This window comes from Streptomyces brasiliensis, assembly GCF_014647875.1.
Lineage (GTDB): Bacteria > Actinomycetota > Actinomycetes > Streptomycetales > Streptomycetaceae > Streptomyces > Streptomyces brasiliensis.
The window spans coordinates 35,091-62,017 of the sequence record NZ_BMQA01000032.1 but is presented as its reverse complement, the minus strand read 5'-3'; the positions used below and the strand labels follow the sequence as shown (position 1 = coordinate 62,017).

General features: G+C 72.2%; 28 protein-coding genes. 16 read left to right on the top strand and 12 right to left on the bottom strand.

Annotated elements, in window-relative coordinates; all coding sequences use genetic code 11:
- The first annotated feature begins 31 nt into the window (after nucleotides 1–31).
- A complete protein-coding gene (gene folE / locus IEZ19_RS33415; RefSeq protein WP_189315063.1) occupies nucleotides 32–637 on the top strand; it encodes a GTP cyclohydrolase I FolE in 606 nt (201 codons plus the stop codon).
- 70 nt (nucleotides 638–707) lie between these two features.
- Here folE and IEZ19_RS33410 read toward each other — a convergent pair whose 3' ends face one another.
- The 6 genes from IEZ19_RS33410 to IEZ19_RS33385 form a co-directional block, all read right to left on the bottom strand.
- Nucleotides 708–1,196 (bottom strand): DUF3180 domain-containing protein, encoded by a 489-nt coding sequence (locus IEZ19_RS33410; RefSeq protein WP_189315062.1) that lies wholly within the window; start codon nucleotides 1,194–1,196, stop codon nucleotides 708–710.
- An 83-nt stretch (nucleotides 1,197–1,279) separates the two neighbouring features.
- Complete coding sequence (folK, locus tag IEZ19_RS33405) at nucleotides 1,280–1,891, bottom strand: 2-amino-4-hydroxy-6-hydroxymethyldihydropteridine diphosphokinase (RefSeq protein ID WP_189315061.1); 612 nt, start codon at nucleotides 1,889–1,891, stop codon at nucleotides 1,280–1,282.
- On the bottom strand, nucleotides 1,888–2,247 hold the full coding sequence (gene folB / locus IEZ19_RS33400; protein ID WP_100827527.1) for a dihydroneopterin aldolase: 360 nt from the start codon (nucleotides 2,245–2,247) through the stop codon (nucleotides 1,888–1,890). Before folB ends, folK begins: the two co-directional genes overlap by 4 nt.
- A 248-nt stretch (nucleotides 2,248–2,495) precedes the next feature.
- Nucleotides 2,496–2,999 carry a nuclear transport factor 2 family protein gene (locus IEZ19_RS33395; RefSeq protein WP_189315060.1) on the bottom strand — a complete coding sequence of 168 codons (504 nt, stop codon included), beginning with the start codon at nucleotides 2,997–2,999 and terminating at the stop codon, nucleotides 2,496–2,498.
- Nucleotides 2,996–3,973 (bottom strand): dihydropteroate synthase, encoded by a 978-nt coding sequence (gene folP / locus IEZ19_RS33390; protein WP_229841149.1) that lies wholly within the window; start codon nucleotides 3,971–3,973, stop codon nucleotides 2,996–2,998. Before folP ends, IEZ19_RS33395 begins: the two co-directional genes overlap by 4 nt.
- A gap of 96 nt (nucleotides 3,974–4,069) precedes the next feature.
- On the bottom strand, nucleotides 4,070–5,881 hold the full coding sequence (locus IEZ19_RS33385; protein ID WP_189315059.1) for a phosphatidylglycerol lysyltransferase domain-containing protein: 1,812 nt from the start codon (nucleotides 5,879–5,881) through the stop codon (nucleotides 4,070–4,072).
- Between the two features lie 228 nt (nucleotides 5,882–6,109).
- Between IEZ19_RS33385 and IEZ19_RS33380 the strand changes: the two genes are divergently transcribed.
- Both IEZ19_RS33380 and IEZ19_RS33375 read left to right on the top strand, forming a co-directional pair.
- Nucleotides 6,110–7,237 (top strand): alpha/beta hydrolase, encoded by a 1,128-nt coding sequence (locus tag IEZ19_RS33380; RefSeq protein WP_189315058.1) that lies wholly within the window; start codon nucleotides 6,110–6,112, stop codon nucleotides 7,235–7,237.
- A gap of 132 nt (nucleotides 7,238–7,369) precedes the next feature.
- Nucleotides 7,370–8,584 (top strand): hypothetical protein, encoded by a 1,215-nt coding sequence (locus IEZ19_RS33375; protein ID WP_189315057.1) that lies wholly within the window; start codon nucleotides 7,370–7,372, stop codon nucleotides 8,582–8,584.
- 28 nt (nucleotides 8,585–8,612) lie between these two features.
- On the opposite strand, the gene IEZ19_RS33370 is transcribed toward IEZ19_RS33375, so the two are convergent.
- Together IEZ19_RS33370 and IEZ19_RS33365 are read right to left on the bottom strand one after the other, a co-directional pair.
- Nucleotides 8,613–9,941, bottom strand: coding sequence for a PH domain-containing protein (locus IEZ19_RS33370; protein WP_189315056.1), 1,329 nt, complete (start codon nucleotides 9,939–9,941; stop codon nucleotides 8,613–8,615).
- Complete coding sequence (locus IEZ19_RS33365; RefSeq protein WP_189315055.1) at nucleotides 9,938–10,459, bottom strand: PH domain-containing protein; 522 nt, start codon at nucleotides 10,457–10,459, stop codon at nucleotides 9,938–9,940. The genes IEZ19_RS33370 and IEZ19_RS33365 overlap by 4 nt, the downstream gene beginning before the upstream one ends.
- Before the next feature lie 31 nt (nucleotides 10,460–10,490).
- Here IEZ19_RS33365 and IEZ19_RS33360 point away from each other — a divergent pair, with 31 nt between their 5' ends.
- Nucleotides 10,491–11,642, top strand: coding sequence for an NADH-quinone oxidoreductase subunit D (locus tag IEZ19_RS33360; protein WP_189315054.1), 1,152 nt, complete (start codon nucleotides 10,491–10,493; stop codon nucleotides 11,640–11,642).
- 15 nt (nucleotides 11,643–11,657) lie between these two features.
- On the opposite strand, the gene IEZ19_RS33355 is transcribed toward IEZ19_RS33360, so the two are convergent.
- Nucleotides 11,658–12,869, bottom strand: coding sequence for an SAM-dependent methyltransferase (locus IEZ19_RS33355; RefSeq protein WP_189315053.1), 1,212 nt, complete (start codon nucleotides 12,867–12,869; stop codon nucleotides 11,658–11,660).
- 118 nt (nucleotides 12,870–12,987) lie between these two features.
- Here IEZ19_RS33355 and IEZ19_RS33350 point away from each other — a divergent pair, with 118 nt between their 5' ends.
- Together IEZ19_RS33350 and IEZ19_RS33345 are read left to right on the top strand one after the other, a co-directional pair.
- Nucleotides 12,988–14,193, top strand: a complete 1,206-nt coding sequence (locus tag IEZ19_RS33350; protein WP_189315052.1) for a sensor histidine kinase — start codon at nucleotides 12,988–12,990, stop codon at nucleotides 14,191–14,193.
- 67 nt (nucleotides 14,194–14,260) lie between these two features.
- Nucleotides 14,261–14,935, top strand: a complete 675-nt coding sequence (locus IEZ19_RS33345) for a response regulator (RefSeq protein WP_189315051.1) — start codon at nucleotides 14,261–14,263, stop codon at nucleotides 14,933–14,935.
- 63 nt (nucleotides 14,936–14,998) lie between these two features.
- On the opposite strand, the gene IEZ19_RS33340 is transcribed toward IEZ19_RS33345, so the two are convergent.
- Nucleotides 14,999–16,099, bottom strand: coding sequence for a DUF5937 family protein (locus tag IEZ19_RS33340; protein WP_189315050.1), 1,101 nt, complete (start codon nucleotides 16,097–16,099; stop codon nucleotides 14,999–15,001).
- 415 nt (nucleotides 16,100–16,514) lie between these two features.
- Nucleotides 16,515–17,687 carry a threonine aldolase family protein gene (locus tag IEZ19_RS33335; RefSeq protein ID WP_189315049.1) on the bottom strand — a complete coding sequence of 391 codons (1,173 nt, stop codon included), beginning with the start codon at nucleotides 17,685–17,687 and terminating at the stop codon, nucleotides 16,515–16,517.
- Between the two features lie 172 nt (nucleotides 17,688–17,859).
- On the opposite strand from IEZ19_RS33335, the gene IEZ19_RS33330 reads away from it, so the two are divergent.
- From IEZ19_RS33330 to IEZ19_RS33285, 10 genes are all read left to right on the top strand, one after another.
- A complete protein-coding gene (locus IEZ19_RS33330; RefSeq protein ID WP_189315048.1) occupies nucleotides 17,860–18,777 on the top strand; it encodes a Rossmann-like and DUF2520 domain-containing protein in 918 nt (305 codons plus the stop codon).
- Between the two features lie 115 nt (nucleotides 18,778–18,892).
- Nucleotides 18,893–19,885: a pantoate--beta-alanine ligase gene (gene panC, locus IEZ19_RS33325; RefSeq protein WP_189315047.1), complete on the top strand. Its 993-nt coding sequence runs from the start codon at nucleotides 18,893–18,895 to the stop codon at nucleotides 19,883–19,885.
- Nucleotides 19,882–21,612: an L-aspartate oxidase gene (locus tag IEZ19_RS33320; RefSeq protein ID WP_189315046.1), complete on the top strand. Its 1,731-nt coding sequence runs from the start codon at nucleotides 19,882–19,884 to the stop codon at nucleotides 21,610–21,612. Before panC ends, IEZ19_RS33320 begins: the two co-directional genes overlap by 4 nt.
- Before the next feature lie 5 nt (nucleotides 21,613–21,617).
- Entirely contained in the window at nucleotides 21,618–22,595 is a 978-nt protein-coding gene (gene nadC, locus IEZ19_RS33315; protein ID WP_189315045.1) for a carboxylating nicotinate-nucleotide diphosphorylase, read from the top strand.
- A gap of 5 nt (nucleotides 22,596–22,600) precedes the next feature.
- Entirely contained in the window at nucleotides 22,601–23,398 is a 798-nt protein-coding gene (locus IEZ19_RS33310) for a type III pantothenate kinase (RefSeq protein WP_189315044.1), read from the top strand.
- Nucleotides 23,399–23,511: 113 nt separating this feature from the next.
- Complete coding sequence (locus IEZ19_RS33305) at nucleotides 23,512–24,153, top strand: serine/threonine-protein kinase (protein ID WP_189315043.1); 642 nt, start codon at nucleotides 23,512–23,514, stop codon at nucleotides 24,151–24,153.
- Between the two features lie 107 nt (nucleotides 24,154–24,260).
- On the top strand, nucleotides 24,261–24,440 hold the full coding sequence (locus IEZ19_RS33300) for a hypothetical protein (RefSeq protein WP_189315042.1): 180 nt from the start codon (nucleotides 24,261–24,263) through the stop codon (nucleotides 24,438–24,440).
- 153 nt (nucleotides 24,441–24,593) lie between these two features.
- A complete protein-coding gene (locus IEZ19_RS33295) occupies nucleotides 24,594–24,995 on the top strand; it encodes a BlaI/MecI/CopY family transcriptional regulator (RefSeq protein ID WP_189315041.1) in 402 nt (133 codons plus the stop codon).
- 9 nt (nucleotides 24,996–25,004) lie between these two features.
- Nucleotides 25,005–25,538, top strand: a complete 534-nt coding sequence (locus tag IEZ19_RS33290; RefSeq protein ID WP_189315040.1) for an amino-acid N-acetyltransferase — start codon at nucleotides 25,005–25,007, stop codon at nucleotides 25,536–25,538.
- 243 nt (nucleotides 25,539–25,781) lie between these two features.
- On the top strand, nucleotides 25,782–26,117 hold the full coding sequence (locus IEZ19_RS33285) for a histone-like nucleoid-structuring protein Lsr2 (RefSeq protein ID WP_189315039.1): 336 nt from the start codon (nucleotides 25,782–25,784) through the stop codon (nucleotides 26,115–26,117).
- Here the strand turns inward: IEZ19_RS33285 and IEZ19_RS33280 are convergent.
- On the bottom strand, nucleotides 26,096–26,746 hold the full coding sequence (locus IEZ19_RS33280; protein ID WP_189315038.1) for an SCO3374 family protein: 651 nt from the start codon (nucleotides 26,744–26,746) through the stop codon (nucleotides 26,096–26,098). The genes IEZ19_RS33285 and IEZ19_RS33280 overlap by 22 nt on opposite strands.
- Nucleotides 26,747–26,927: the final 181 nt, after the last annotated feature.

Here is a 26,927-nt window from a genome sequence, read left to right as displayed (position 1 = left end):
GCACGTGAGAGACACAGGAACGAGGCACCAGATGACCGACCCCGTGACGCTGGACAGCGAGGGCACCATCGGCGAGTTCGACGAGAAGCGCGCCGAGAACGCCGTACGCGAACTCCTGATCGCGGTCGGCGAGGACCCGGACCGCGAGGGCCTCCGGGACACGCCGGCGCGAGTGGCGCGGGCGTATCGCGAGTTGCTGGTGGGCCTCACACAGGAACCCGAGGACGTGCTGACGACCACGTTCGACCTCGGGCACGATGAGATGGTCCTGGTGAAGGACATCGAAATCGTATCTTTGTGCGAGCACCACATGCTGCCATTCCACGGCGTGGCCCACGTGGGGTACATCCCGGCGGAGACGGGCAAGATCACAGGGCTGTCGAAGCTGGCGCGGCTGGTCGAGGTGTTCGCTCGTCGTCTTCAGGTGCAGGAACGGCTCACCACGCAGATCGCCGACTCCCTCGTACGGATCCTCGAGGCGCGGGGCGTGATCGTCGTCATCGAGGCCGAGCACATGTGCATGTCGGTCCGGGGCATCCGCAAGCCGGGCGCGAAGACGACGACGTCGGCTGTACGGGGACAGCTCCGGGACGCTACGAGTCGGGCCGAGGCGATGAGTCTGATACTGGCGCGCTGACCCGATTGTCAGTGGGGTATTGGTGGGGTACGGGCTGCCCAGCAAGCAGCTGGTGAGAGCCGTTGGCGGCTCACATCGTCGGCGCCGTCCCCGGCCCATCGTGCTCGTCGTCATCCGGCAGCTTGCATACCCGCTCCAGGAAGATGGCCGCCGCTATCACGCCGATGCCCGCCACCACTGAGAAACCGGCGTAGAAGGCCTGGTCGCGGCGGGCCGGGATGTCCAGCTGTTCCAGCAGGAACACGCCCGTGCCGCCGTACATCCCGGCGACCAGGGCCGCCACCAGGGCGCTGGCCTGGCCGAAGACGACCGCGCGGGCGGCCATCAGCGGGTCGACGCCCTTCGCGCCGGGACGGCGCTCGCGCTGGGCCTTGAGGCGGGCGCGCAGCGACAGCGCCGTGGACAGCAGGACCACCGCGATCAGCGCGAGGACGATGGGGGCGGCCAGAGGGACGCTGGGGAGCGTCCCCACCGAGTTCCACAGGCGGGCGCCCGCCCAGGACAGCACTCCCGCCACGACGAACACGCCCGCCAGCATCCTGATGCGCAGCTCTTTCACGGTGTTCCTTCAGCTCCCCCGCACTGTGGTCGTCGGCGGCCCACCCCAGTGTGCCCGTCCCGCGGTCGTCTCGACCTTAACGACTACTCGGGCAGTCGGAGTTCCAGGTCCGCGCGGGCTTCGACACCTTCGCGGGTGACGGAGTGCAGAAGGTCGGCCACCGTGCCCCGGCCGGGCAGCTGCGCCTCGGGGTCGAGATCGTGCCAGGGCGCCAGCACGAACGCGCGCTCGTGGGCGCGCGGGTGCGGGAGGGTGAGCTGCGGGTCGTCGGAGACGACGTCGGCGTACGCGACGATGTCGACGTCGAGGGTGCGCGGGCCCCAGCGCTCGTCCCGTACGCGGTTGAAGGCCTCCTCGACGGCGTGCGCGCGCTCCAGCAGGGAGGACGGAGGGAGCGTGGTCTTCAGGACCACGACCGCGTTGTAGTACGACGGTTGGCTGCCGGGCTCGACGCCCCACGGCTCCGTCTCGTACACGGGCGAGACCGCCTTGATACGGACGCCGGGGGTGTCTTCCATGGCGTCGACGGCGCCCTGCAGGGTCTCCAGGCGGTTGCCGAGGTTGGAGCCGAGGGAGAGTACGGCCCACTTCGGGTTCTGGAGGGTGGTGTCGGCGGCGTCGACCTTCTCGACGACGGAGGCGGGGACCGGCTGGACGGTCGGGTCGGTGGGGCCGTGCGAGAAGGATGTGGTCATACTCGGCTCCGGATGATGGTGACGGTCACGTCGTCGAAGGGGACGGTGATCGGTGCGTCCGGTTTGTGGACGCAGACCTCGACCTCCTGGACCCCTTCGTGCTTCAGGCAGGTCTGGGCGATGCGCTCTGCGAGGGTCTCGATCAGGTTCACCGGCTCGCCCTCGACCACGGCCACGACCTCCTCGGCCACGATGCCGTAGTGCACGGTCTTCGCCAGGTCGTCGTCGGCCGCGGCGGGCCGGGTGTCCAGGCCCAGGACGAGGTCCACGATGAAGGTCTGGCCTTCCTCGCGTTCCTTGGGGAACACCCCGTGGTGCCCACGGGCCTTCAGGCCGCGCAGCGCGACACGATCCACGCGAATCACTCCTGCAATCGTCGGTGACGGCCGGGTCGTACCGCGTGCGGACGGCACACCGGCCACAGACGAATCTACCTGCGGACACTGACAGAGCCGGTTCACGGGTGCCTGGGTCCGGCCCGGGGCCGCGAGGGTTCATCACGCGTTTCCCCTGGGGAACCCGGCGGCTCAGGGGCTGGTAGCCGCACCTACCCCGGGGTAGGTGATTCCAACCACTTCCCGGTCTCCAGCAGTGCGTCTGCCCCTCAGGACGGCGTGTCGTCGCCCTCGTCCTCGTCGGTTTCGGTGAGTACGGGGGAGGCGTGGTGGGACCAGAGTTTCCAGCCGTCGGGGGTGCGCCGGAAGAGGTTCGTGGCCACGACGAGCTGGCCCACGAGGGGGCCGAGCTCCGAGCCGCCCTCGGGCGCGGGGCCGCCGCTGAGGATGTTCTCGGTGCAGGTCACCACGGCGGTGTCGCCGGTGACAGAGACGTGCACGTCGGTGAGGAAGAACTGGATGTAGTCGGTGTTCGCCATGATCAGCGCGTACGACCTGAGGACCTCGCCACGGCCCGTGAGCACCGGCCAGCCGGGGTGCACGCAGGAGACCACGCCCGCGTCCGCCGGGTCGTGGTACTCCTCGTCGATGCCCAGGTCGGACGGCGAGAGCCAGAGCCCGGACACCTCCTCGAAGTCCCCGCGCTCCATCGCCTCGTAGTAGGCGGTGTTGGCGAGCTCGACCTGCTCGACATCGGTGTGGGGGGCGCTCACCGGTCTCCCTCAGCACCGGGGGCCTGCGGCGCTTCGGTGGGGGTGGCGGGGGGCGTGTGTTGGGTCGCGTGCGCCCTGAGCGTGTTGTCCGCGCCCGGCGCGCCACCCGCCGTACGCGCCTCCTCCACCGCCCGTGCGACGCGTACCGCGTCCGCCGTGGCGCGGACCTCGTGGACTCGGACCGCCCATGCGCCGGCGTGTGCGGCGAGGGCGGAGACGGCGGCCGTGGCGGCGTCGCGCTCGCGGGCCGGTGGGGGTGCTCCCTCCGGTCCGGCGAGGACGCGGCCGAGGAAGCGCTTGCGGGAGGCGGCGACGAGCAGGGGGTGGCCCAGGGCGTGCAGACGGTCGAGGTGGGCGAGGAGGGCCAGGTCGTGGTCGGAGTCCTTGGAGAAGCCGAGGCCGGGGTCGACGACGACGCGGTCGGGGGCGATGCCGCCTTCCAGAACGGCCGCCACGCGCGTGTGCAGTTCGTCGACGACTTCGGAAACGACGTCGGCGTAGACGCCCTCGACGTTGCCGCCCTCCAGGAAGCCGCGCCAGTGCATGACCACGAAGGGGGCGCCGGCGTCCGCGACGACGGGGATCATCGCGGGGTCGGCGAGGCCGCCGCTGACGTCGTTGACGAGGGCGGCACCGGCCGCGAGGGAGCGTTCCGCGACGGAGGCGCGCATGGTGTCGACGGAGACAGTGACGCCCTCGGAGGCGAGGCCGCGGACGACGGGGATGACGCGCCGCAGTTCCTCCGCCTCGTCGACGCGGGTGGCGCCGGGGCGGGTGGACTCGCCGCCGACGTCGATCAGGTCGGCACCCTGGGCGACGAGGTCGAGTCCGTGCTTGACGGCGGCCGTCGTGTCGAAGTAGCGGCCGCCGTCCGAGAAGGAGTCGGGGGTCACGTTCACGACGCCCATGACCGCGCAGCGGTCCCACGTCGGAAGGCCCGCGACTCGGCCGCGCCCGCTGCTCTGGTTGCTCATATGTTCAGCGTAGGCCCCGGGCGGGGCCGTCAGAGCGTGCGGCCCGGGCGGAAGCCCCGGTGGAGGGGGAGGGCTTCCGCCCGGGCCTGTCCGGGGTCACGCCGCGCGCACGTCCCGTTCGGCCGGCCCGTGGGCGCACGGGCGCGCGACGGCTGTACGGCGGCGCAGGAAGCGTGGCAGCGGCAGGGCGACGTCGACGAAGCCCTCCGCCTGCAGGGCGGCGAGGCCGATGCGCGGCAGGTCGCCGGAGGCGCGGTAGACGACGAAGCGAGGCTCCCAGCGGGGCTGGAACTTCGCGTTGAACTTGTACAGAGACTCGATCTGGAACCATCGCGACAGGAACACCAGCAGCCCGCGCCAGGCGCGCAGCACCGGCCCCGCGCCGATCTTCTCGCCGCGCGCCAGCGCCGAGCGGAACATCGCGAAGTTGAGCGAGACCCGGCTGATGCCGAGCTTCGGCGCGGCCTGGAGCGCGGCGACGATCAGCAGCTCGTTCATGCCGGGGTCCGCCGACCGGTCGCGGCGCATCAGATCCAGGGAGACGCCGTCCGTGCCCCAGGGCACGAAGTGCAGGATCGCCTTCAGATCGCCGTACGGACCGGGCTCGCCCTCGGCCTTGTGCGCGGTGGCGATCAGGCAGTCGCCGTCGGCCGGGTCGCCGATGCGGCCGAGCGCCATGGAGAAGCCGCGCTCGGTGTCGGTGCCGCGCCAGTCCTCCGCGGCCCGCCGTATCCGCTCGAGTTCGGCGTCGCCGAGGTCACGGATGCGTCGTACCCGGGTTGCGTAGCCGGCCCGCTCGATGCGCTTGACCATCTGGCGCACGTTGCGCATCGCGCGTCCGGCGAGCGAGAAATCCGCGACGTCGACCACCGCCTCGTCGCCCAGTTCGAGGGCGTCCAGGCCGGTCTCGCGGGTCCACACCTCGCCGCCCGTCTCCGAGCAGCCCATCACGGCGGGCGTCCAGGAGTGGGCCTTGGCCTCGTCCATGAAGCGTTCGATGGCGCCCGGCCAGGCCTCGACGTCGCCGATCGGGTCACCGCTGGCGAGCATCACGCCGGACACGACCCGGTAGGTCACCGCGGCCTTGCCGCTGGGCGAGAACACGACCGCCTTGTCGCGGCGCAGCGCGAAGTGGCCGAGGGAGTCGCGGCCGCCGTGCTTGTCCAGGAGCGCGCGCAAGTGGGCCTCGTCCTGCGCGGTGAGTTGCGCGGCCGGGTGTTCGGGGCGGAAGGCCAGATAGATGGTGGTGACCGCGGTGAGCAGGCCGAGGGCGCCGAGCGAGAAGGCGACGGTCCAGGAGGTGCTGCCCTGGTAGTCCACCGGGCCCTCGAAGCCGAACAGGCCGTACAGGACGTGGGTCAGGCGGTCGGCCACGCTGGGGTCGCCGATCGTCCGCTTCGGATGGACGCTGACGACGATCAGCCCCAGGACGAGCGAACCGGCGCCCATGAGGACGAAGTTGGCGAGCGCGCGCCAACGGCTGCGCGGGTCGGGCAGGGCCGCGAACTCGTCGCGATGGAGGAGCAGGGGCACGAGCAGCGCGAGCGAGATGAGGACCCCGATGACGGAGTGCCGGTACGTGAACTGCGCGACCGCCCCGGCCGGCAGGAGTGCGACCGCGGCCCGCCACGCCCGCCGCTTGCGCCGCCTGAGCCCGTGCGCGAGCAGGAGCAACAGCACGCCGGTGCTGAGCGAGAGCGCCGCCGCGAACGGGCCGAGCGCGCCGGGCAGCACCTCGGCCATGGCGTGCATACGGCTGTGACGGAAGCGCGGGAAGACGCCCGCTGCGATGTCCAGGACGCCCACGAGGGCGCACGCCCTGGCGACGAGGGTGGGGACGGCCTCGGGACGCGGGCCGCGCACTATGCGCCGCGCCACGCTGGATCGGCTCGGAACCTCGCCCGACATTTCCCCATCTACCCTGACAGACATCGCATCCCGTAGTTCTGCGAGAGACCTTGAACCCGGTGCCGATTCGGGCATCCGGCGACATTGCGCCCTCTAGGACGGTGTCTTGGGGAGAGAGGTTCACTCCCCACTGGAAAGCCGGTTCAAAGGCCGAGGAAAGTCCGGGGCAAGCCCACGCCACGAATGCGTCGGCCGGCCTCGGGCGGAAAGCGCAGCAGGAAACAGCCCATGGGTCTCACGAGCAACAAAGTGCTGGTGCTGGGGATCGCTCTGGCCATCGTGCTGTTCGTCGGCACGGTGTGGCTGTGGCCGCGGCTGGCCCGGCACGGCTGGCGGCCCGTCAGCGGACGCGTCGGCCTGCTCCTGGCCACCCAGCTGGCGCTGTTGGCCTCTCTGGGGATCGCCGTCAATCAGGCATTCGGTTTCTATGCCGGCTGGGCCGACCTGTTCGGCAGGGAGACCGGCCAGGGCGTCGTCGTGGACCACACCGCCAGGCGCGGCGCGAGCGGTCCGATCGAGGTCCTTGCAACCGCGCGTGTGCAGGGCGCGAGCGGATCGTGGCCCCGGACGACGGGGCAGATCCAGAAGGTCGACATCGTGGGGCGTACGACGCGCATCGCCACGCCCGCGTACGTGTATCTGCCGCCGGAGTACTTCCAGTCGCGGTACCGCACGCGCGCGTTCCCGGCGGCCGTCGTCCTCACCGGCTATCCGGGCACCGCGCAGGCCCTGGTGGACAAGCTGCACTACCCGCGCACGGCACAGCAGTTGGCCAAGGACGGGCGGATGCAGCCGATGATCCTGGTGATGCTTCGGCCGACGGTGGCGCCGCCGCGAGACACGGAATGCGTGGACGTCCCGGGTGGGCCGCGGGCCGAGACGTTCTTCGCGAAGGATCTTCCCGATGCCGTACTCGCCCACTACAGGGTGGGCGGAAAACCGGGGAGCTGGGGGATCATCGGCGATTCCACGGGCGGTTACTGCGCGCTGAAGCTCGCCATGCACCATCCCGATGTGTTCGCGGCGGGCGCGGGCCTCTCGCCGTACTACAAGGCGCCGATCGACCCCACCACCGGTGATCTCTTCCGCGGGAAAGAGGGCCTGAAGAACCGTGCCGACCTGTGGTGGTGCCTCAAGCACCTTTCCGCACCGGACACTTCACTGCTCGTCAGTAGCAGCAAGGTCGGCGAGTCGAACTACAAGGCCACGCTCGGGTTCATCGCGCGTGTGCGGGCCACGGACCTGACGCGGATCTCGTCGATCATCCTCGACAGCGGGGGCCACAACTTCAACACCTGGCGGCGCGAGATTCCGGCTGCCCTGCAGTGGATGAGCGGGCGGCTGAGCGACCACTGAAAACGATCTTGCGGAATTCGGTGCGGGTCCGATGACTCATGTCGTTCCCGATGCCTTGTGAAGGCATCGGAGCGGCTGTGTTTTTACGGGGCGGGCCACCACGATTCGCCTACGCGCGGTAAGTTTCTGGCCATGCCACGTGGACGTCACCGCCATTCCCCGCCTTTGCACAGGCTGTTGCCGCCTTCGGTGATCGCAGGCGTCTCCCTAGTGTGCGCCCTGGGTCCCTGGGTTTCCTCGGAGACCATGGTGCTCCGTTCCCTGGCCGCGGTCGCCGCGGCGACGGCCGTCGCCGGCGCGTTCGTCATGCGCCGCTGGGACGCGCAGGCCGGAAAACAGGTCGCCGACCTCACGCGCGCGCGTGCCAGCGACGACTGGCGGCACGAGGAGCGGGTCGCCGAACTGGAGACCGACCTCGAGGAGTCGCGCGAACTGCGCACCAAACTCGAGCAGCGGCTGCGGGCGAAGCGCGCGGAGCTGGCGGGGCTGCGCAACGAGCACGCGGCCCTGCTGCGGCGGTACGCCACGGCGGAGACCGAGCGGGCCAGCGCCCTGGAGGGCCGCCGCCTGCTGGAGATAGAGGCGGCCACACCCGCGCGCGCGTTGCCGCCCGCTCCCGCGCCGACCCAGGAGGCCGAGCCTGTGGCTGCGCCGGCCGACACCGAGGCCGACGAGGCACCCCAGGTTGCGGAGGCGTCCGAGACCGCCGAGGAGCAGCCCGAGGCTCCCGCCGTGTTCTCGCCCGCGGGCTCCCAGCTCTTCCTGCGGGCCAAGGCGGCGCTGTCCCGCTTCGGCGACGGTGACGACGGGACGACCGCGGACGTGCCCGCCGCCAAAGGAGAGAGCGCCGACAACGGCGTGACGGAGACCGGCGCCGCGGTCGAGCCGAAGGGCGCGCAGGCCGAGGTCGCCGAGGAGCCCGCTCAGGAGGGCGACACCGAGGGGCAGCCGGAGGCGGTCGACGGGCACGAGCGCGCGGCCGCCACCACCACGACGGCGAAGGCCCTTCCCGCCAAGGCGGCGCAGCAGCCCTCCGGGCACTTCACGGTGCCGACCGCGGTGGCGGTCGTACCGGCCGCGCCCGTACGGCGCCCGGCCGTCGAGGGCGGGTTCGACTTCTTCGGTACGCAGAAGGGCGCGTCGCCGGGCGCCCTGGACACCGTGCAGAACGAGGACCTCGCCGACGTCGTCGGCCAGGAGGCGCTCGCCCTCCACAAGGCCGAGTCCGAGGCCGAGTTCAAGCCGGCCCACGAGAGTGCGCGCGGTGTCGGCCAGGTCATCGACCTCACGGCCCACGACGAGACGGAACAGATCGACGTCCAGGGGCTGCGCAGCGCGGCTTCCTGAGGGCGAGACGCACCCGGTATCCGGCCGTTCAGGCCATCCAGCGGTCCGGCAGTGCGTCCCTGCGTCCCGTCCGGGACCTCTCCGCCTGGCCGTGGAGCAGCTCCGCGGCCCCCTCCGCGTCCCGCAGACGGGCTGTGACGGTCTTGTCGGCCCCCGTGTCCACGTGCACGTCGGAAAGCCGCCAGAGGCGCTCCCAGGGGCCCTGAGCGAGCCGCACGCTCTGAACCTTGGCGTGCGGGACCAGGGACAGGCTCCGGCGCAGCAGACCGTGCCGGGCGGCGAACACGGTGCCGGTGACCTCGATGCCGTACCCGCGCCACCACAGCGGCACGCACCACCCGGCCCGCCGCGGCGGGCGCTCGAGCGACCGGGGCACACTCACCCCGGGCAGCACGCGCGCGACGACGTCCTCGGCCACCGCGCGCGGGGCGACCGGCACCAGGACCGAATTCGAGGACCCGGCCACGTCGAGCTCCACCCGCACCCAGCCGCGCCGCCGCCACAGCAGCGGCTCCACGATCCGCACGGTCTGCACCCGCCCCGGCGGCACCGTCTCGTGTGTGCGGTCCAGCAGCCCGTGGTCGATGCGCAGCCCGTCCGGGGACTCGGCCACCGTCCAGTCGTACTCGGCGACGAACCGTCCCACACTGCTCGCGCCCGCCGCGCCCAGCAGGGGCAGACCGGTGGCGAGGACCGTCCACACGCTCTGGGTGAGCAGCCACAGCACCGGCGGTACGACGAGTGCGGCGGCCAGGGAACCCCAGGTGGCGCCCGTCAGCACCAGGGAGAGCGCGAGCTCACGCGGGGGTACGTGCATCAGCTCGCGCGCCGGCGCCTCGCCGACTTCGTGCGCCGTCTCGGGCGCGAAACCGGCGGCGCGGGCGAGCAGTTCCGCGCGCAGGGCGCGCGCCTCGCCCTCCCCGAGGAAGGCCAGCTCGTCCTTCTTGTCGGCCCCCACGACGTCGATCCTGAGCTTGGCGACGCCCGCCACGCGCGCGAGGAGCGGCCGCGTGACGTCGACGGCCTGGATCCGCTCCAGCCGGATGTGCGCGGTGCGCCGGAACAACAGGCCGGTACGGATGCGCAGTTCGCTGTCGGTCACCGCGAAGTACGTGAACCACCAGGACAGGAACCCGTAGAGGGCGGCCGCCGGGACCAGCACCGCGAGCCCGGCGAGGAGCATGGTCGTGGTCAGCCTCGTCAGCTGCTCCTGCGCCTGGTTCGGGTCGTGCGCCGCCCATCCGGCGAGCACGGCGACCGGCGCCCACGCCCGCCGGAACGGCGTTATGGGGTGCAGCCGCCGATCGGTCACCCACCGCTCCTCGCGTACGGCGTCGGCGGCGCCCGGGGCCGTCACAGGCCGGCCGATCGGGCCTCGCCCAGCTCGGTGAGCCGGTCACGCAGCCGTTCCGCCTCGGCCGGGTCGAGGCCGGGGATGGTCGCGTCGGTCGCCGCGGCCGCGGTGTGCAGCTGGACGCTGGCCAGGCCGAAGTGCCGTTCGACGGGACCGGAGGTGACCTCCACGAGCTGCATGCGGCCGTACGGCACCACGGTCTCCTCGCGCCACAGCACACCTCGGCTGATCAGCAGGTCGTCGGCGCGCTCGGCGTACCTCCAGGAGCGCCAGTTGCGGCCGAGGAGAACCCAGCCCCACACCAGCAGGGCCAGCGGCAGCAGCGCGAACGCGGCCCAGGGGGGTCCGGCGAACACTCCGGGCAGCACCCCGGCGGCGAGCGCGGCCAGTCCCAGCCACACCACCAGCAACAGCCGCCGCATGCGCAACAGCCCCGACGGCAGGCCGGTCCACACCGGCTCGGCGCCGGACGCCGTGGTCGGTGCTGAGGTCCCCGAGTTCTGTGAGCTCCCCGTCTCCATACGGTCAGCGTACGTAGGGGAGACTGTGTCCATGACTCCTACGACGGAGACCACGGTCGGGATCGGCGGCGCAGCGGAGAGCACCGACATGGTGCTCAACATCGGTCCGCAGCACCCCTCCACGCACGGCGTGCTGCGGCTGCGGCTCGTGCTGGACGGCGAACGCATCGTGCACGCGGAACCGGTGATCGGCTACATGCACCGGGGCGCGGAGAAGCTCTTCGAGGCGCGCGACTACCGGCAGATCATCATGCTCGCCAACCGGCACGACTGGCTGTCGGCGTTCTCCAACGAGCTGGGCGTGGTCCTCGCCGTGGAGCGGATGCTCGGCATGGAGGTCCCCGAGCGGGCGGTGTGGACGCGCACGCTGCTCGCCGAGCTGAACCGGGTGCTGAACCATCTGATGTTCCTCGGGTCGTACCCGCTGGAGCTGGGCGGCATCACGCCGGTCTTCTACGCGTTCCGGGAGCGTGAGGTGCTTCAGCACGTCATGGAGGAGGTCTCCGGCGGGCGCATGCACTACATGTTCAACCGCGTCGGCGGCCTCAAGGAGGACCTGCCGGCGGGCTGGGCCTCACGCGCGCGTGGCGCCGTCGCCGCCGTGCGCTCGCGCATGGACGTGTTCGACGACCTGGTCCTCGGCAACGAGATCTTCCGGGGGCGCACCCGGGGCGTGGGGGCGATGGCGCCGGAGACGGTGCACGCGTACGGCGTGAGCGGGCCCATCGCGCGTGCCTCGGGCGTCGACTTCGACCTGCGCCGCGACGAGCCGTATCTGGCGTACGGGGAACTGCAGGACACGCTGAAGGTGGTGACGCGCGAGGAGGGCGACTGCCTCGCCCGCTTCGAGTGCCTCCTGGCCCAGACCCACAACGCCCTGGAGCTGGCCGACGCCTGCCTCGACCGGCTCGCCGAACTGCCGCCCGGACCGATCAACCAGCGGCTCCCGAAGGTCCTGAAGGCGCCCGAGGGACACACGTACGCGTGGACCGAGAACCCGCTCGGGATCAACGGCTACTACCTGGTCAGCAGGGGCGAGAAGACGCCGTACCGGCTGAAGCTGCGCTCGGCGTCGTACAACAACATCCAGGCCCTGACCGAACTGCTTCCCGGCACGCTGGTCGCGGACATGGTGGCGATCCTGGGATCGATGTTCTTCGTGGTCGGCGACATCGACAAATAGCCGCCGCCGACCGGGTCACGCGGAGGTGCTGTCGCCGGCGTCGTGGAGCGGGTCCGGAATCCCAACGGCCTGCACGAGCCAACCGAAGTCCCCGAGCCCACCGGTTGCGGTGAGCTCGGCGGCTTCACCGGCGCCGGCAAGGGCGCGCAGGTAGCCGCCGGGGTCGGTGGAGGCGAGCGCGAGCGGGGGGCGCACGCCGACGACGCCCAAGGCGCGCAGAACGTCGCGCTGCACAAGCACCCTCGCCCCGGACGACGCACGCGCGCCACGGTCCGCCGCTGCCGCGCCCGGCACGGCACGCGCGCCCGGCGCACGCAACGCACCCCCGTCGCGCACAGCACCCGCATCCCGCTCCGTGTGCCCGTCCGGAGCGGCGCCCGCGTGCCCTGCCGCGCCCCCGTCCAGCTCCACGCCCCCACCCGGCGCGCCCTCACCCGCCGCCGCACACGCGTCCAGTGCCACATGCGTCGTGATGTCGCACGAGCCGTCCGGGACCGGTCTCGTCTCGCGGCCCTCCCGGAATGCGGTGAGCGTGCCGAACGGGGGGCGGGTTTCCCTGGTGTGGGCGTAGTCCACGGCCACCGTCAAACCCCGCGTGACGCCGGCGACGGCGGACGTCCATGCCTCGTCCCGGGGCAGGCCGATCTCCGCTCGCAGGCCCTCCTCCGGTGGCAGGGGCCACCAGCGGGTGAGCCAGGCCGCCTGCGGACCGGACACGGGGTCCCCCAGGCGTTCGGTGCCGTCGTGGCGTACGAGGACCAGGCGGGGCACGCCCGTGGAGTCCACCTCGGCGATCTCCAGCGGTACGTTGTCCAGCCACTCGTTGGCGAAGAGAAGCCCGGTGATCTCCCTCGGGGGTTCGTTCAGCCAGGTGATCCGGTCGTCGAGGCCGGCCGGACGTTCCGCGCGCTCCACGGCGAATGCACGCGCGCGTGCGGCCACCTCCGTGGGCAGCGCGGCCAGGACACCCGTGATCAACTCGCCCCGCCCGGCGCCCACGTCGACGAAGTCCAGCCGCTCCGGTCGCCCCAGCGCCTCGTCGACCCGGCACAGCAGCCGTGCGACCGCGCCGGCGAAGAGCGGCGACGCGTGGACGGACGTACGGAAGTGCCCGGCAGGGCCCTCGGGGCGCCGGTAGAAGCCGCCGGGACCGTACAGAGCCGCCTCGGTGGCCGCCCGCCACCCGCGCCAACCCTTCTCGGCCGCGTCCGCTGTCCCGTCCGTCACGTCAACAGACTAGGCGCACAGGTGATCACGGCCTCCACCTTGCGGAGTATGCGCACGGGGCGCGGATCGGTCCTCCGGTTGACCCCTGCACACACCACGTTTCCCTACGCTGGGTTACGTGCAGCGCCTCTACGACTTCCTCCGCCGGCACCCGACATGGGTCGACGCCTTCTGGGCCGTCGTGCTGCTCGGAATCGCCGGCGCGAGCGTCTACAGCGTCAACGGGGCACGCGACCACCACGGAGGCCTGGCGGCGTCGATCGCCGTCTCCGCCGTGATGTGCCTGGTCGTCGCGCTGCGCCGCCGTATGCCGGAGAAGATGCTGCTGCTGGCCGTCGCCACGGGACTGGCGCAGCTGGTCCTGGACGTCGAGACGACGGTCGCCGACTTCGCCATGCTGGTGATCGTCTACACGGTGGCTGCGGTCGGCGCCGGCTGGGCCTCTCGCTTCGCCCTGATCGCGGGACTGAGCGCCGCGCCCCTCGCGCAGATCCGCTGGCCGCAGGAGCACTCCAGTGCGCTGGGGAACGTGGCGGTAGCCGTGTTCCAGACGGTGCCGTTCGCCCTCGCCTGGGTGCTCGGCGACTCCATGCGCACCCGTCGCGCCTACTTCGCGCAGCTGGAGGAGCGCGCCGCCCGGCTGGAGAAGGAGCGCGAGGCGCAGGCCAAGGTCGCGGTCGCGGCCGAGCGCGCCCGGATCGCGCGTGAACTGCACGACGTCGTCGCGCACAACGTGTCGGTGATGGTGGTACAGGCCGACGGCGCCGCCTACGTTCTCGACTCCGCGCCCGACCAGGCCAAGAAGGCCCTGGAGACGATCTCCTCCACCGGCCGCCAGGCCCTCGCCGAGATGCGCCGCCTGCTGGGCGTGCTGCGCACCGGTGAGCACAAGGAGGCCGGGGAGTACGTCCCGCAGCCCGACGTCGAGCAGATCGACGAGCTGGTCGAGCAGTGCCGCAGCTCCGGCCTGCCGGTCGACTTCAAGGTCGAGGGCACCCCGCGCCCGTTGCCGAGCGGCGTCGAGCTGACGGCGTACCGCATCGTTCAGGAGGCGCTGACCAACACGCGCAAGCACGGCGGGCCCAATGCCGGCGCCAGCGTACGGCTGGTCTACTTCGACGACGGGCTCGGCCTGCTCGTCGAGGACGACGGCAAGGGCGCCGCGCACGAGCTGTACGAGGAGGGCGGCGCCGACGGGAAGGGCCACGGCCTGATCGGCATGCGCGAGCGCGTCGGCATGGTCGGCGGCACCCTCGACGCGGGCCCTCGCCCGGGCGGAGGATTCCGTATCAGCGCCCTGCTCCCGCTCAAACCGGCGCACTGACGCCGCGGTACGCCCCGGATGACACCTGCCACGCCCCCACCTGCACCAACCCACGGAAGAGGCCAGGATGACGATCCGCGTGATGCTCGTCGACGACCAGGCGCTGCTGCGCACCGGGTTCCGGATGGTGCTCGCCGCCCAGCCGGACATGGAGGTCGTCGCGGAAGCCGGCGACGGCGTCGAGGCCCTGCAGGCGCTGCGCGAGACCGCCGTCGACGTCGTCCTCATGGACGTCCGCATGCCGAAGCTGGACGGCGTCGAGACCACGCGCCGGGTCTGTGCCGAGCCCAACCCGCCGAAGGTACTGATCCTGACCACCTTCGACCTCGACGAGTACGCCTTCTCAGGGCTGAAGGCGGGCGCCTCCGGCTTCATGCTCAAGGACGTGCCGCCCGGTGAGCTGCTGTCCGCCATCCGTGCCGTGCACAGCGGCGACGCCGTCGTCGCCCCCTCCACGACACGCCGCCTCCTCGACCGCTTCGCGCCGATGCTGCCCGCCACCGGCAAGGAGCCCCGGCACAAGGAGCTGGACCGGCTCACCGACCGCGAGCGCGAGGTCATGGTGCTGGTCGCCCAGGGTCTGTCCAACGGCGAGATCGCGGCCCGGCTGGTGCTGTCCGAGGCAACGGTGAAGACCCACGTGGGCCGCATCCTGACCAAGCTGGGCCTGCGCGACCGGGTACAGGTCGTGGTCCTGGCCTACGAGAGGGGTCTGGTGCGGGCGGGCGGCGGGCACGCCTGACCGGCTGTCGGCTCACCGGCTGTCCGCGCACCCGCTGACGGGCGCCGGCCGTCCGCCGTCCGGCTATCTGAGGATGCCCTCCAGGAAGTCGCTGCCCAGCCGGGCGACGACCGTGACGTCCAGCTGGTGCAGCACATACCGGCCGCGGCGGCGCGTGGTGACCAGGCCCGCCTTCTTCAGCACGCCGAGGTGCCGTGACACCTCGGGAGCGGTCAGCCCGTGGACCTGCGCCAGCTCGCCGGTGGTGTAGACGCTGCGCGCCAGGTGGCGGCATATCCGCATGCGGACGGGGTGGGACAGGGCCGTCATCCGCAGCGTGAGCTGTTCGACCGACGGCGGCGACGCCAGCTCCGGAGAGCCCACCGGGTAGTGCAGGACCGGTTGCCAGCCGTGCCGGTACAGCACGTTCAGATGCGGCCAGCCCAGGCTCGTCGGGACCAGCAGGAGGGTGCCGCCCGTGGTGGCGGCCCGGCCCTCGCTGAGCTTGTCCACCGTGATCCGCTCGGCCGCCTCGTCGAGCGTCACCGCGGGCGAGACGGCGGCGAGCGCCTCGCCCAGCCCCTTGCGCCGCAGCAGCTCGGTCTTGTGCCGGGCGTCCGCCGCGAGCTGGTGGCGCAGCCGAGGCCAGGTGCCGCGGAAGACCGCCTCGTCGCACTCCTCCAGGAACCGGCGCAGCCACGCACGGACGCTCGGCGGGTCGTCGAGCAGCCGCCGGGTGAACCGCACCGGCCCCGGGCCGCGCGCGGCGGCCACCTCGAGGACGCGGCGACGCTCGGCGGGGTCGGACAGGATGAACGGGGCCTGAGCGTCGTACGCGGGTACGCACGTGAACTCCAGGGCCGCATCCACGAACTGCTCGTCCGTCAGCTTGTCCACCAGGTCGAGTTCCTCGGCGAGCGTCTCGCCGGGCAGGGCTCCGGGGATGCCCGCGAACGGCAGGAAGAGGTCCGAGTACGTCGTCCGCCACAGGAAGTCCGCCTCGCACATCCGGTCGGCCAGGTGCGAGTCCAGGCGGGCGGTCACGCCGGTCACCCAGCCCTGCAGGCCCGGGTGGTGGCCCGGTTCGGACAGCGCGTGCAGCGCCATGCCGAGCTCGGCCAGGGGCGAGGGCACGACGGCGACCCCCTCCGGCCGCAGCCCCGCGATGTCGATGCGAACGCTCATGCCCCCATGGTGCACGCCGCCACCGACAACGCCGTCGTCGATTGACGGCGGCCGTCAATCGACGCGACACGGGCGCCGTACCGGAGCAGGGCGGGAGTCCGGGGCAGCAGCAGGGCCCGGCCGGCCACGTCCCGAGCACGTCCGAGAAGGCGATCCGCCATGAGCGTCGCCCAGCAGTACCTCCTGGACATCCACCGCGCCGCCCTGCACGGCGAGCCGGCCCCGCCCGCACCCGGCACCGGTGGCGGCCGCCTCGTGCGCGAGCTGCGCGAGTACCGCCGCTTCCGCGCCGTCCTGGCGGGCCGCCCGGCCCGCGCGCGTACGGCTTGCGAGCGTACGGCTCGCCCTGAGCCGGTGGCTGCACGCGCGCGTGCCGTAGTGCGCACGATCCGGTGGTCCAGCTGCCGCCGGTCGTTCAGCTGCCCTCCGGCAGCCGCCCCACGAACTCCGCCACGGCCGCCTTCACGTCGTCCGCCGTCCACTCCAGCCCCGCCGCGACGACGGTGACCTCGGTGAACGAGATGCCGGGGCCGACCGGCTGCCAGCCGCTCGCGAAGAGGAGCACCGAGGTCTCCTCGGCCTGGCGCACCGCCGCTTCCTCCAGTGCGTCCGCGTCGTACGGCAGCCAGACCTGGAACTGGTGCGTGTGCGGCTCCTCGGGGTGCACACGCGCCCACGGGACCTTGGCCGCGGCGAACCCTTCGCGCAGTCCGGCGGCCACCACGCGCGCGTGGCGGACGTACTCCGGCAGCCGGGGCAGCTCCCGCTCCAGCCCGACGAGGGCCGACAGCACGGTCGGGAACTGCTGGAACACCATGCCGCCGTACCGGTGCCGCCAGGTCTTCGCGTCGTCCACCAGTGCGCGCGGGCCGGCCAGGGCGGCGCCGCCGAAGCCGTCGAGGGACTTGTAGAACGACACGTAGACGCTGTCCGCCAGGCCCGCTATCTCGTCCAGGGGGCGGCCGAAGTGCTCCGTGGCCTCCCACAGGCGCGCACCGTCGAAGTGGACGACCGCGTCGCGCTCCCGGGCGGCCGCGACGGTCGCCTCCAGTTCGCCCCAGGTGGGGAGCACGAAACCGGCGTCCCTGAGGGGAAGTTCGAGCATCAGCGTCCCGAAGGGCTCCGTGAAGTCGCGCACTTCGTCGGCCGTGGGGAGCCGGGGCTCACTGGTCACCCGGACCGGGCGCAGGCCGCTGACCTGGCTGAGCGCGTTCCGCTCGTGCACCTCGGGGTGGGCCAGGGCGTGCAGGGCGACCGTGGGGTCGCCGGTGCGGGCCGCCCAGCACCGCAGGGCGACCTGCTGGGCCATCGTGCCGGTCGGGAAGAACGCCGCGGCCTCCGTGCCCAGCAGCGTGGCGACGCGTTTCTCCAGGGCCGCCACGATCCGGTCGCCGTACATGTCCGCGGGCTCGTCCAGGTCGTACACCTGGGGTCCGGCCTCCTGGAGCAGCGCGAGCCGTTCCCCGATCGTGCCCCGGAAGCCCGTGCGCGACAGCACACGGCGGGCCTGCCGGTGGGCGGCCGCCCGGCGCTCCCGCATCCGCTCCTGTGCCGACCGCTCCTCGCCCTGCTCAGCCTCGTCGCTCATGCAGGGGATGATGCCGTGCCCGGCTGTGCGCGGGCATCCCGGTTTCCGCGGATGCGGTACGACCGGACCCCACAGCCTGTGGACGACCGACCGGCCCTCGACCCGATCGCGTTAACATGACGAGAAATCGTCCGGTACCCAGAGCGGACTGGAACGGGAAGGCCTCCGTCGCGTGAGTACAGACCAGCAGCCAGACCTCAAGGACCGCCCCGCGCGGCTCACCGTCGGCGTCGTGGGCGCCGGACGCGTGGGCCCCGCGCTGGCCGCGTCCCTGCAGCTCGCCGGGCACCGCCCGGTGGCCGTCTCCGGGGTCTCCGACACCTCCCGGCGGCGCGCCGCGCTCATGCTGCCCGACGTGCCCCTCCTCCCGCCCGCCGAGGTCCTCGAGCGGGCCGACCTGGTGCTGCTCACCGTCCCGGACGACACCCTCCCCGGCCTCGTGACGGGCCTCGCCGAGACGGGGGCCGTACGGCCGGGACAGCTTCTGGTGCACACCTCGGGGCGGTACGGCGCGCGGGTTCTGGACCCGGCGCTGCGCGCGGGCGCGCTGCCGCTGGCCCTGCACCCGGCGATGACGTTCACCGGCACCCCGGTGGACGTCCAGCGGCTCGCCGGCTGCTCGTTCGGCGTCACCGCACCCGAGGAGCTGCGGATGGCCGCCGAGGCGCTCGTCATCGAGATGGGCGGCGAGCCCGAGTGGATCGCCGAGGAGAACCGCCCGCTCTACCACGCGGCCCTCGCGCTCGGCTCCAACCACCTGGTGACCCTGGTCGCCCAGTCCATGGAGCTGCTGCGCACCGCCGGTGTCGAGGCACCCGACCGGATGCTCGGGCCGCTGCTCGGTGCCGCCCTGGACAACGCGTTGCGCTCCGGCGACGCGGCGCTGACCGGGCCCGTCGCGCGCGGGGACGCGGGCACGGTCGCCGCGCACGTGCGCGTGCTGCGCGAGCACGCTCCGCAGACCGTCGCGGGCTACCTGGCGATGGCCCGCGCGACCGCCGACCGGGCCCTCGCCCACGGCCTGCTGAAGCCGGAGCTGGCCGAGGACCTCCTCGGGGTGCTCGCGGGCGACGACGAGGACACGCGATGACCGGGGCCGGGTTCGGGACGGCAACGTCCGGTGCGCCCGAGACGGGCCGTCACATCACACGCGTGGCCGAGGCTGGACGCCCGGTGACGCGTGTGACCGAGAACGGAGACAACCGATGAGCACCGCCCTGCTGAGCACCGCCGAGGAGTTGCACGCGCGCGTGCGCCGCGGCCGCCGGGCCGTCGTGATGACCATGGGCGCCCTGCACGAGGGCCACGCCACCCTGATCCGCACCGCGCGCGAGATCGCCGGGCCCGACGGCGAGGTCGTCGTGACCGTCTTCGTGAACCCGCTCCAGTTCGGTGCCGGCGAGGACCTGGACCGCTACCCGCGCACCCTCGAGGCCGACCTGAAGATCGCCGAACAGTCCGGTGCGGACGCCGTGTTCGCGCCCTCCGTGGACGAGGTCTACCCGGGCGGGCAGCCCCAGGTGCGGATCTCCGCCGGCCCCATGGGCGAGCGACTGGAGGGCGCCTCGCGCCCCGGGCACTTCGACGGCATGCTCACCGTCGTCGCCAAGATGCTGCACCTCACCCGCCCCGACGCGGCCCTGTTCGGCCAGAAGGACGCCCAGCAGCTGGCCCTGATCCGGCGCATGGTGCGCGATCTGAACTTCGGCGTCGAGATCATCGCCGTACCGACGGTGCGCGAGGCGGACGGCCTGGCCCTGTCCAGCCGCAACCGCTACCTGTCGGCCAACGAGCGCCTCACCGCCCTCACCCTGTCCCGCGCCCTGTTCGCGGGCCGTGACCGGCACGCCGCGCAGGAGGCGCTGCGCGCGCGTGCCCGCGAGGTGCCCGCCACGCGTGCGCGTGCCGAGGCGCTCAGCGCCATAGGGGAGTCCCGAGCCGCCGCCGACGCGCACGCGGTGGCGAAGGCCGCGCCCGGCGGCCCGGCGGCCGTCCGCGCCGCCACCCGGCTCGTGCTCGACGAGGGCGCCCGCTTCGACCCGCCGCTCGAACTCGACTATCTGGCCCTGGTCGACCCGTCCGACTTCACGGAGATCGAGGACGGTTTCACCGGCGAGGCCGTCCTCGCCGTCGCCGCCCGGGTCGGGACGACCCGGCTGATCGACAACATCCCACTCACCTTCGGAGCCGCCTCGTGACCAGCACAGGCATACGACTGCACGCGCCCGCGCCCGGGTGGTCCATCGACGCGGACGTCGTCGTCGTCGGCTCCGGCGTCGCCGGCCTCACCGCGGCCCTGCGCTGCGAGGCCGTGGGCCTGCGGACGGTCGTCGTCACCAAGGCCCGACTGGACGACGGCTCCACGCGCTGGGCGCAGGGCGGCATCGCCGCTGCCCTGGGCGAGGGCGACACCCCCGAACAGCACCTGGACGACACGCTGGTGGCGGGTGCGGGCCTGTGCGACGAGGAGGCCGTACGGATCCTCGTGACCGAGGGCCCCGACGCCGTACGGCGGCTCATCGACACCGGCGCGCACTTCGACGAGTCCACCGAGGGCGGACTGGCGCTCACCCGCGAGGGCGGTCACCACCGCCGTCGTATCGCGCACGCAGGCGGCGACGCGACCGGTGCCGAGGTCTCCCGGGCGCTCGTCGAGGCGGTACACGCGCGTGGCCTGCGCACGATCGAGAACGCGCTCGTGCTGGACCTGCTGACGGACGCCGAGGGCCGTACCGCGGGCGTGAGCCTGCACGTCATGGGTGAGGGCCAGCACGACGGCGTGGGCGCCGTGCACGCCCCCGCGGTGGTCCTCGCGACCGGCGGCATGGGTCAGGTGTTCTCCGCGACCACCAACCCGTCCGTGTCCACCGGCGACGGTGTGGCGCTCGCCCTGCGTGCGGGCGCTGAGGTCTCCGACCTGGAGTTCGTGCAGTTCCACCCGACCGTGCTGTTCCTCGGCCCGGACGCGGAGGGCCAGCAGCCGCTGGTCTCCGAGGCCGTGCGCGGAGAGGGCGCCCACCTGGTCGACGCCGACGGCGTGCGCTTCATGGCCGGGCAGCACGAGCTGGCCGAGCTGGCGCCCCGGGACATCGTCGCCAAGGCGATCATGCGGCGCATGCAGGAGCGGGACGCCGAGCACATGTTCCTCGACGCCCGGCACTTCGGCGCCGAGATGTGGGAGCACCGCTTCCCGACGATCCTGGCCGCCTGCCGCGCCAACGGCATCGACCCGGTCACCGAGCCCGTGCCGGTCGCCCCGGCCGCCCACTACGCCTCCGGTGGCGTCCGCACCGACGCCCGGGGCCGTACGACCGTGCCGGGCCTCTACGCGTGCGGCGAGGTCGCCTGCACCGGCGTACACGGCGCCAACCGGCTCGCCTCCAACTCCCTCCTCGAGGGCCTGGTCTACGCCGAGCGCATCGCCGCCGACATCGGCGCGCGGCACGCGGAGGACCGCCTCCACGCGCGCGTGCCCGAGCCGGTGCCCCACCCCGAGAAGCCGGCGCACCCCCTGCTCGCCGCCGAGGCCCGGTTCGCGATCCAGCGGATCATGACCGAGGGCGCGGGCGTGCTCCGCTCGGACGAGTCCCTGGCCAAGGCCGCGGACCAGCTCCACCGCCTGCACACCGAGGCCCGCGACGCGCTCGAGGAGAACGGCAAGACCGCCGAGCCCGGCGTCGACACCTGGGAGGCCACCAACCTCCTGTGCGTCGCGCGCGTGCTGGTCGGCGCCGCCCGGCAGCGCGAGGAGACCCGCGGCTGCCACTGGCGCGAGGACCACGCCGAGCGCGACGACACGCACTGGCGGCGCCACATCGTCGTACGGCTGAATCCGGACCGCACGCTGGCCGTACGCACCACGGACACCGCAGACTTCCCCCCGACCCGGCCCACCCGCAGGCCCCAGCGTCCCCAGGAGCAGTGACCAAAGTGAGCACCCCCGATCTTCCCCTCGCCTCGTCCGGCGGCTGCGGCGACGGCTGTGCCTGCGGCGCCGAGGGCGACGCGGAGTACCTGGAGTGCGGGCTCGACCCCGCGCTCGCCCAGCTCCTGGCCGACGCCGGACTCGACCCCGTGGAGGTCGAGGACATCGCGAACGTCGCCATCCAGGAGGACCTCGCCCACGGCGTGGACGTGACGACCGTCGCGACCATCCCCGAGGACGCCGTGGCCACCGCCGACTTCATCGCGCGCGAGGCGGGCGTGGTGGCCGGCCTCAGGGTCGCCGAGGCCGTGATCTCGGTCGTCGCCACGGACGAGTTCGAGGTCGAGCGGCACGTCGAGGACGGCGACACGGTGGAGGCGGGGCGGAAGCTCCTGTCGGTCACCACGCGCACCCGCGACCTGCTGACCGCCGAGCGCAGCGCCCTCAACCTGCTGTGCCGTCTGTCGGGCATCGCGACCGCCACACGCGCGTGGGCGGACACCCTGCAGGGCACGACGACACGCGTGCGTGACACCCGCAAGACGACGCCGGGCCTGAGGGCGCTGGAGAAGTACGCGGTGCGCTGCGGCGGCGGCGTGAACCACCGCATGTCGCTGTCGGACGCGGCCCTCGTCAAGGACAACCACGTGGTCGCCGCAGGCGGCGTGGCGCAGGCCTTCGACGCCGTACGGCAGGCCTTCCCGGACGTACCGATCGAGGTCGAGGTCGACACCCTGCACCAGCTGCGCGAGGTCGTCGACGCGGGCGCCGATCTGATCCTGCTGGACAACTTCACGCCCGGCGAGTGCGAGGAGGCCGTGGCGATCGTCCACGGGCGGGCGCTGCTCGAGGCCTCGGGCCGGCTCACGCTGGAGAACGCGAAGGCCTACGCCGACACCGGCGTGGACTTCCTGGCCGTCGGATCCCTCACCCACTCCTCGCCGATCCTGGACATCGGCCTCGACCTGCGTGAGGCGGAGTGACGGCCATGCTCCTCACGATCGACGTGGGCAACACGCACACGGTCCTGGGCCTGTTCGACGGTGAGGACATCGTCGAGCACTGGCGGATCTCCACGGACGCCCGCCGCACGGCCGACGAGCTCGCGGTGCTGCTGCAGGGCCTGATGGGCATGCACCCGCTCCTCGGCGAGGAGCTGGGTGACGGCATCGACGGCATCGCGGTCTGCGCGACCGTGCCCTCCGTGCTGCACGAGCTGCGCGAGGTGACACGGAGGTACTACGGCGACGTGCCCGCGGTGCTGGTCGAGCCGGGCGTGAAGACCGGCGTGCCGATCCTCACCGACAACCCCAAGGAGGTCGGCGCGGACCGCATCATCAACGCGGTGGCCGCCGTCGAGCTGTACGGGGGCCCGGCGATCGTCGTGGACTTCGGCACGGCGACGACCTTCGACGCGGTCTCCGCGCGCGGGGAGTACATCGGCGGGGTCATCGCGCCGGGCATCGAGATCTCGGTCGACGCGCTCGGCGTCAAGGGCGCCCAGCTGCGCAAGATCGAGGTCGCCCGGCCGCGCAGCGTGATCGGCAAGAACACGGTCGAGGCGATGCAGTCGGGCATCGTGTACGGCTTCGCCGGTCAGGTCGACGGGGTGGTCACCCGGATGGCCCGGGAGCTGGCCGACGACCCGGACGACGTGACGGTGATCGCCACGGGCGGCCTGGCGCCGATGGTGCTGGGGGAGTCGTCGGTCATCGACGAGCACGAGCCGTGGCTGACGCTGATAGGGCTCCGTCTGGTGTACGACCGCAACGTGTCCCGTATGTGAGCACCGGGCGCGCTGTCCGTGTTGCGGACCAGAACCGTCCAGGTGGGTGGGTCACGAGCGCCACGCGCGGATCATTGTGTCGGGTTTGTCTGATTAGTGCGTATCTTCTGTCCATGCCCACGCCATACGGATCCCGCGGCGGCATGGCGTTCGGCGTGGAGGAGCTGCATGTGCTCCGCCGCGCCCTCGCCCTCGCCGTCCACCCCCGTCCCGCCTCGGCAGAGGACGTCCAGGACTGTCTGCGGCTGGCTGAGTCGCTCGACGAGGCGGAGCGCGAGGGTGCCCGGCTGCGCGCCTTCCTGGTGGCCGACCTCGCCCGGTACCGCGCCGCACTGCCGGGCAGCGCCGTCGGCTATGTCGCGCTCCTGGAGGAGGCTCTGAGGGCCGGCCACCGCCCCATGCCCGACGACCTCGCCGCCCTCGGGGCCCTGCGCGGCAATCCCGCCGCGGCGGCCCTGCTGGAGCGCTGCGGGGCCGGCCTGGGCGCCGACATGCCGAGCGTGCCCGCCTGCCGCAGCCGTACCCGCCTGACCGCCCTGCCCGGCGGCGGGGCCATCTGGGCCGACGAGGACAAGGGCAAGAAGCCCGCCGAGAAACCCGCCGAGAAGCCGGCCGAGAAGCCCGCGCCGCTGCCCGGTGCCCCGAAGCCGTCTCGCCCCGTCCCCACCCCGGGCGAGGTCTTCCCGCGCCGCAAGCCCCCGTCGGCCCCGCCCGTCGCGCCCACTCCACCGCAGCAGCGCCTCGCGGCGGGGTGAGCAGGGGCCTGTGAGCGGGGTGGCGGGACCCCGGCGCCGGACGGCCCCGCAAAACCCGCCAGAACCCCCGTCCCGGACCTCCGTGCCCCCGTGGCTACCCTGGGGGCATGGACTATGTCTCCGCGCTCGTGCCCCCGGTCGTCATGGCCGTCTTCTTCATCGGTGTGGTCAGGGTGATCGTGAAGACCCAGGGCGGGGCCGCCAAGGCCAAGGAGGACGCCGCCGTCGACGCCGCGCTCGCGCGCGCCGAGGGCACGCGCCAGGCCTCCGCCGGCTCCGACGCCTGAACCGGTCCGGCACTCCGCCGGGCCACGGCGTACGACTCGCACACCCCACGCTTTCGAGTCGTACGCCCTTTTTGCTGCCGTTTGTAGCTGAAGTGCCTGTTCGGCACGCCAATGTGGGGATCTCCCACTATTGTTCTGAGGGTGCCTCGCCCATTGGGAGAACTCGAAGACGCGGTCATGACGCGGGTGTGGAAGTGGAACCGCCCGGTGACCGTTCGAGAAGTCCTGGAAGACCTTCAGCAGGAACGGTCCATCGCATACACCACGGTGATGACCGTTTTGGACAATCTCCATCAGAAGGGCTGGGTACGCCGTGAGGCGGAAGGCCGGGCCTATCGATATGAGGCCGTCTCCACGCGTGCCGCGTACGCCGCCGCCCTGATGAACGACGCGTGGTCGCAGAGTGACAACCCGGCGGCTGCTCTCGTCGCCTTCTTCGGGATGATGAGCGACGAACAGCGTCAGGCCCTCCGGGACGCCGTACGGATCGTCCAGGGTCCGGAAACCCGGCAGGACGAGAACCCCGGCTCCGCGCGGGACGACGGTGGGCGATAGCGTCCGCCCATGTCAGCAGAGCGTCCCGAAGTCACCGCAAAAGCCGTCACCGTCCGGCGCGCCCGGACCGGCGATGTCCCCGTCGTGCGCGACCTCCTTGACGCGTACGCACGCGAACACATCCTGCTCGACAAAGCGACGGTGACGCTTTACGAGGACATCCAGGAGTTCTGGGTCGCGGAACGCGACGACAACGCCGAGGTGGTCGGCTGCGGCGCACTGCACGTGATGTGGGAAGACCTCGCGGAAGTCCGCACTCTCGCGGTGAAGCCCGGCCTCAAGGGCGCCGGCGTCGGGCACCAGTTGCTGGGGAAGTTGCTGCAGACTGCGCGCTGGCTCGGTGTTCGCCGCGTTTTCTGTCTGACCTTCGAAGTGGACTTCTTCACCAAGCACGGCTTCGTGGAGATCGGGGAGACACCTGTCGACCGAGATGTGTACGCGGAGCTGTTGCGTTCCTATGACGAGGGCGTCGCGGAGTTCCTCGGTCTCGAACGAGTGAAACCGAACACCCTGGGCAACAGCCGGATGCTTCTGCATCTGTGATCGCCAAGGGATCGCCGGGCATCGCCCGGTATTCCGGCGCTCCGACGCTGCCCCGGTTCCCTATGTCCGAAACGCGCACCTTTTACGCGGGAGTGGTCCCCCGGGTCTCTCCCAGGGGTTTGTGTTTTTCCCGCAAAAGGGGTTTGCTTTCCGACGTAGTGCAGTACTGCATATAACAGGGGGCGGCGAAACGGCGGGCGCCGCGGACCCCAGGTCCTCAAGTTATCGATGAAAGGAAATCCGGTGGCACAGAAGGTTCAGGTCCTTCTTGTCGACGACCTCGACGGCGGCGAGGCGGACGAGACCGTGACGTTCGCGCTGGACGGCAAGACGTACGAGATCGATCTCACGACGACCAATGCGGACAAGCTGCGCGGACTTCTCGAGCCCTATGTCAAGGGTGGTCGTCGTACCGGAGGTCGTGCTTCGGGCGGGCGTGGAAAGCCCCGCGCCGCTTCTGGTGGCAGCCAGGACACCGCGCAGATCCGCGCGTGGGCGAAGGAGAACGGTTACGAGGTCAACGACCGCGGCCGTGTTCCCGCGACCATTCGCGAGGCCTACGAGAAGGCCAACGGCTGAACGACCGACGGCCCGGCGCAGGCGCGCCGCAGCCGGATGCGGTGACAGTGTGTGGCCACCGTGTCCACGAGCCGTACGAGATCGGGGGCGTTCCCGACGCCCCCCACGGCCGACAGTGTCGGCAGCGAGGCCTCGACCTCGCACCCCGGCTCGGGGGGCCGCAGCCACACGGCGGCCCCCTGTAAGGGCTGCGGCGGTACGTCCATGCGCCCGGCCCCATCAGCCCTCTGCTCAGGCACCGGCGGAGCCTCCACGTGGCCGTTCGTGCCCATCGCCCTCAGGTCCGGTGTCAGGGCGCCCCACTCCAGCCACTCCAGCAGGCCCGGCAGTTCCTCCGCGCCGCCCGCGGCCACCAGCAGCCGCATCCGCTCGCCGCACAGGGCCACCGGGGAGCCCGGGCCCAGGTGCCGCAGCGCCGCCGCTCCCGCCTCCGCCGGGACGTCCAGGACGTCGAAGCGCACCCCCGTGACGAGCCGCAGCGGCTCTCCGAGGGCTCCGGGCACCGTGGCCCAGCCCAGCTCCTTCTCGTACCAGTTCCGCGTCCGGACGACCGGATCGCCCGGACCGCCCGTGCCGCCCGGCTCGGGCGGGCGACGGGGGAGGGGGACCAAGGGAACGCTGCCGGTCATGTCCGGTGCAACCACCGGGAGCGCTCTCGAGTTACGTTGGGTGGTCATTTGATTGCGTACGGTTTCCGATGAGGGGGCGCTCGGGGGTCCGGAGGGGCGCAAGGTTGTTCGCCCATAGCGGAGGGAACCGGTGCGCGCCCGCATGGAGTGTCAGTCCGTGCGGGTAAGACATCCCTAGTGG

Excerpts from the sequence above, each read along its gene's own strand:
- IEZ19_RS33290 (WP_189315040.1), top strand. The coding sequence starts at position 25,005 with ATGTCAGCAGAGCGTCCCGAAGTCACCGCAAAAGCCGTCACCGTCCGG.
- IEZ19_RS33380 (WP_189315058.1), top strand. The coding sequence starts at position 6,110 with ATGGGTCTCACGAGCAACAAAGTGCTGGTGCTGGGGATCGCTCTGGCC.
- IEZ19_RS33305 (WP_189315043.1), top strand. The coding sequence starts at position 23,512 with ATGCCCACGCCATACGGATCCCGCGGCGGCATGGCGTTCGGCGTGGAG.
- IEZ19_RS33310 (WP_189315044.1), top strand. The coding sequence starts at position 22,601 with ATGCTCCTCACGATCGACGTGGGCAACACGCACACGGTCCTGGGCCTG.
- IEZ19_RS33340 (WP_189315050.1), bottom strand. The coding sequence starts at position 16,099 with ATGAGCGTTCGCATCGACATCGCGGGGCTGCGGCCGGAGGGGGTCGCC.
- folP (WP_229841149.1), bottom strand. The coding sequence starts at position 3,973 with ATGAGCAACCAGAGCAGCGGGCGCGGCCGAGTCGCGGGCCTTCCGACG.
- IEZ19_RS33365 (WP_189315055.1), bottom strand. The coding sequence starts at position 10,459 with ATGGAGACGGGGAGCTCACAGAACTCGGGGACCTCAGCACCGACCACG.
- IEZ19_RS33360 (WP_189315054.1), top strand. The coding sequence starts at position 10,491 with ATGACTCCTACGACGGAGACCACGGTCGGGATCGGCGGCGCAGCGGAG.
- IEZ19_RS33385 (WP_189315059.1), bottom strand. The coding sequence starts at position 5,881 with ATGTCGGGCGAGGTTCCGAGCCGATCCAGCGTGGCGCGGCGCATAGTG.
- IEZ19_RS33375 (WP_189315057.1), top strand. The coding sequence starts at position 7,370 with ATGCCACGTGGACGTCACCGCCATTCCCCGCCTTTGCACAGGCTGTTG.
- folE (WP_189315063.1), top strand. The coding sequence starts at position 32 with ATGACCGACCCCGTGACGCTGGACAGCGAGGGCACCATCGGCGAGTTC.
- IEZ19_RS33280 (WP_189315038.1), bottom strand. The coding sequence starts at position 26,746 with ATGACCGGCAGCGTTCCCTTGGTCCCCCTCCCCCGTCGCCCGCCCGAG.
- folK (WP_189315061.1), bottom strand. The coding sequence starts at position 1,891 with ATGACCACATCCTTCTCGCACGGCCCCACCGACCCGACCGTCCAGCCG.
- IEZ19_RS33345 (WP_189315051.1), top strand. The coding sequence starts at position 14,261 with ATGACGATCCGCGTGATGCTCGTCGACGACCAGGCGCTGCTGCGCACC.
- IEZ19_RS33335 (WP_189315049.1), bottom strand. The coding sequence starts at position 17,687 with ATGAGCGACGAGGCTGAGCAGGGCGAGGAGCGGTCGGCACAGGAGCGG.
- panC (WP_189315047.1), top strand. The coding sequence starts at position 18,893 with ATGAGCACCGCCCTGCTGAGCACCGCCGAGGAGTTGCACGCGCGCGTG.
- IEZ19_RS33300 (WP_189315042.1), top strand. The coding sequence starts at position 24,261 with ATGGACTATGTCTCCGCGCTCGTGCCCCCGGTCGTCATGGCCGTCTTC.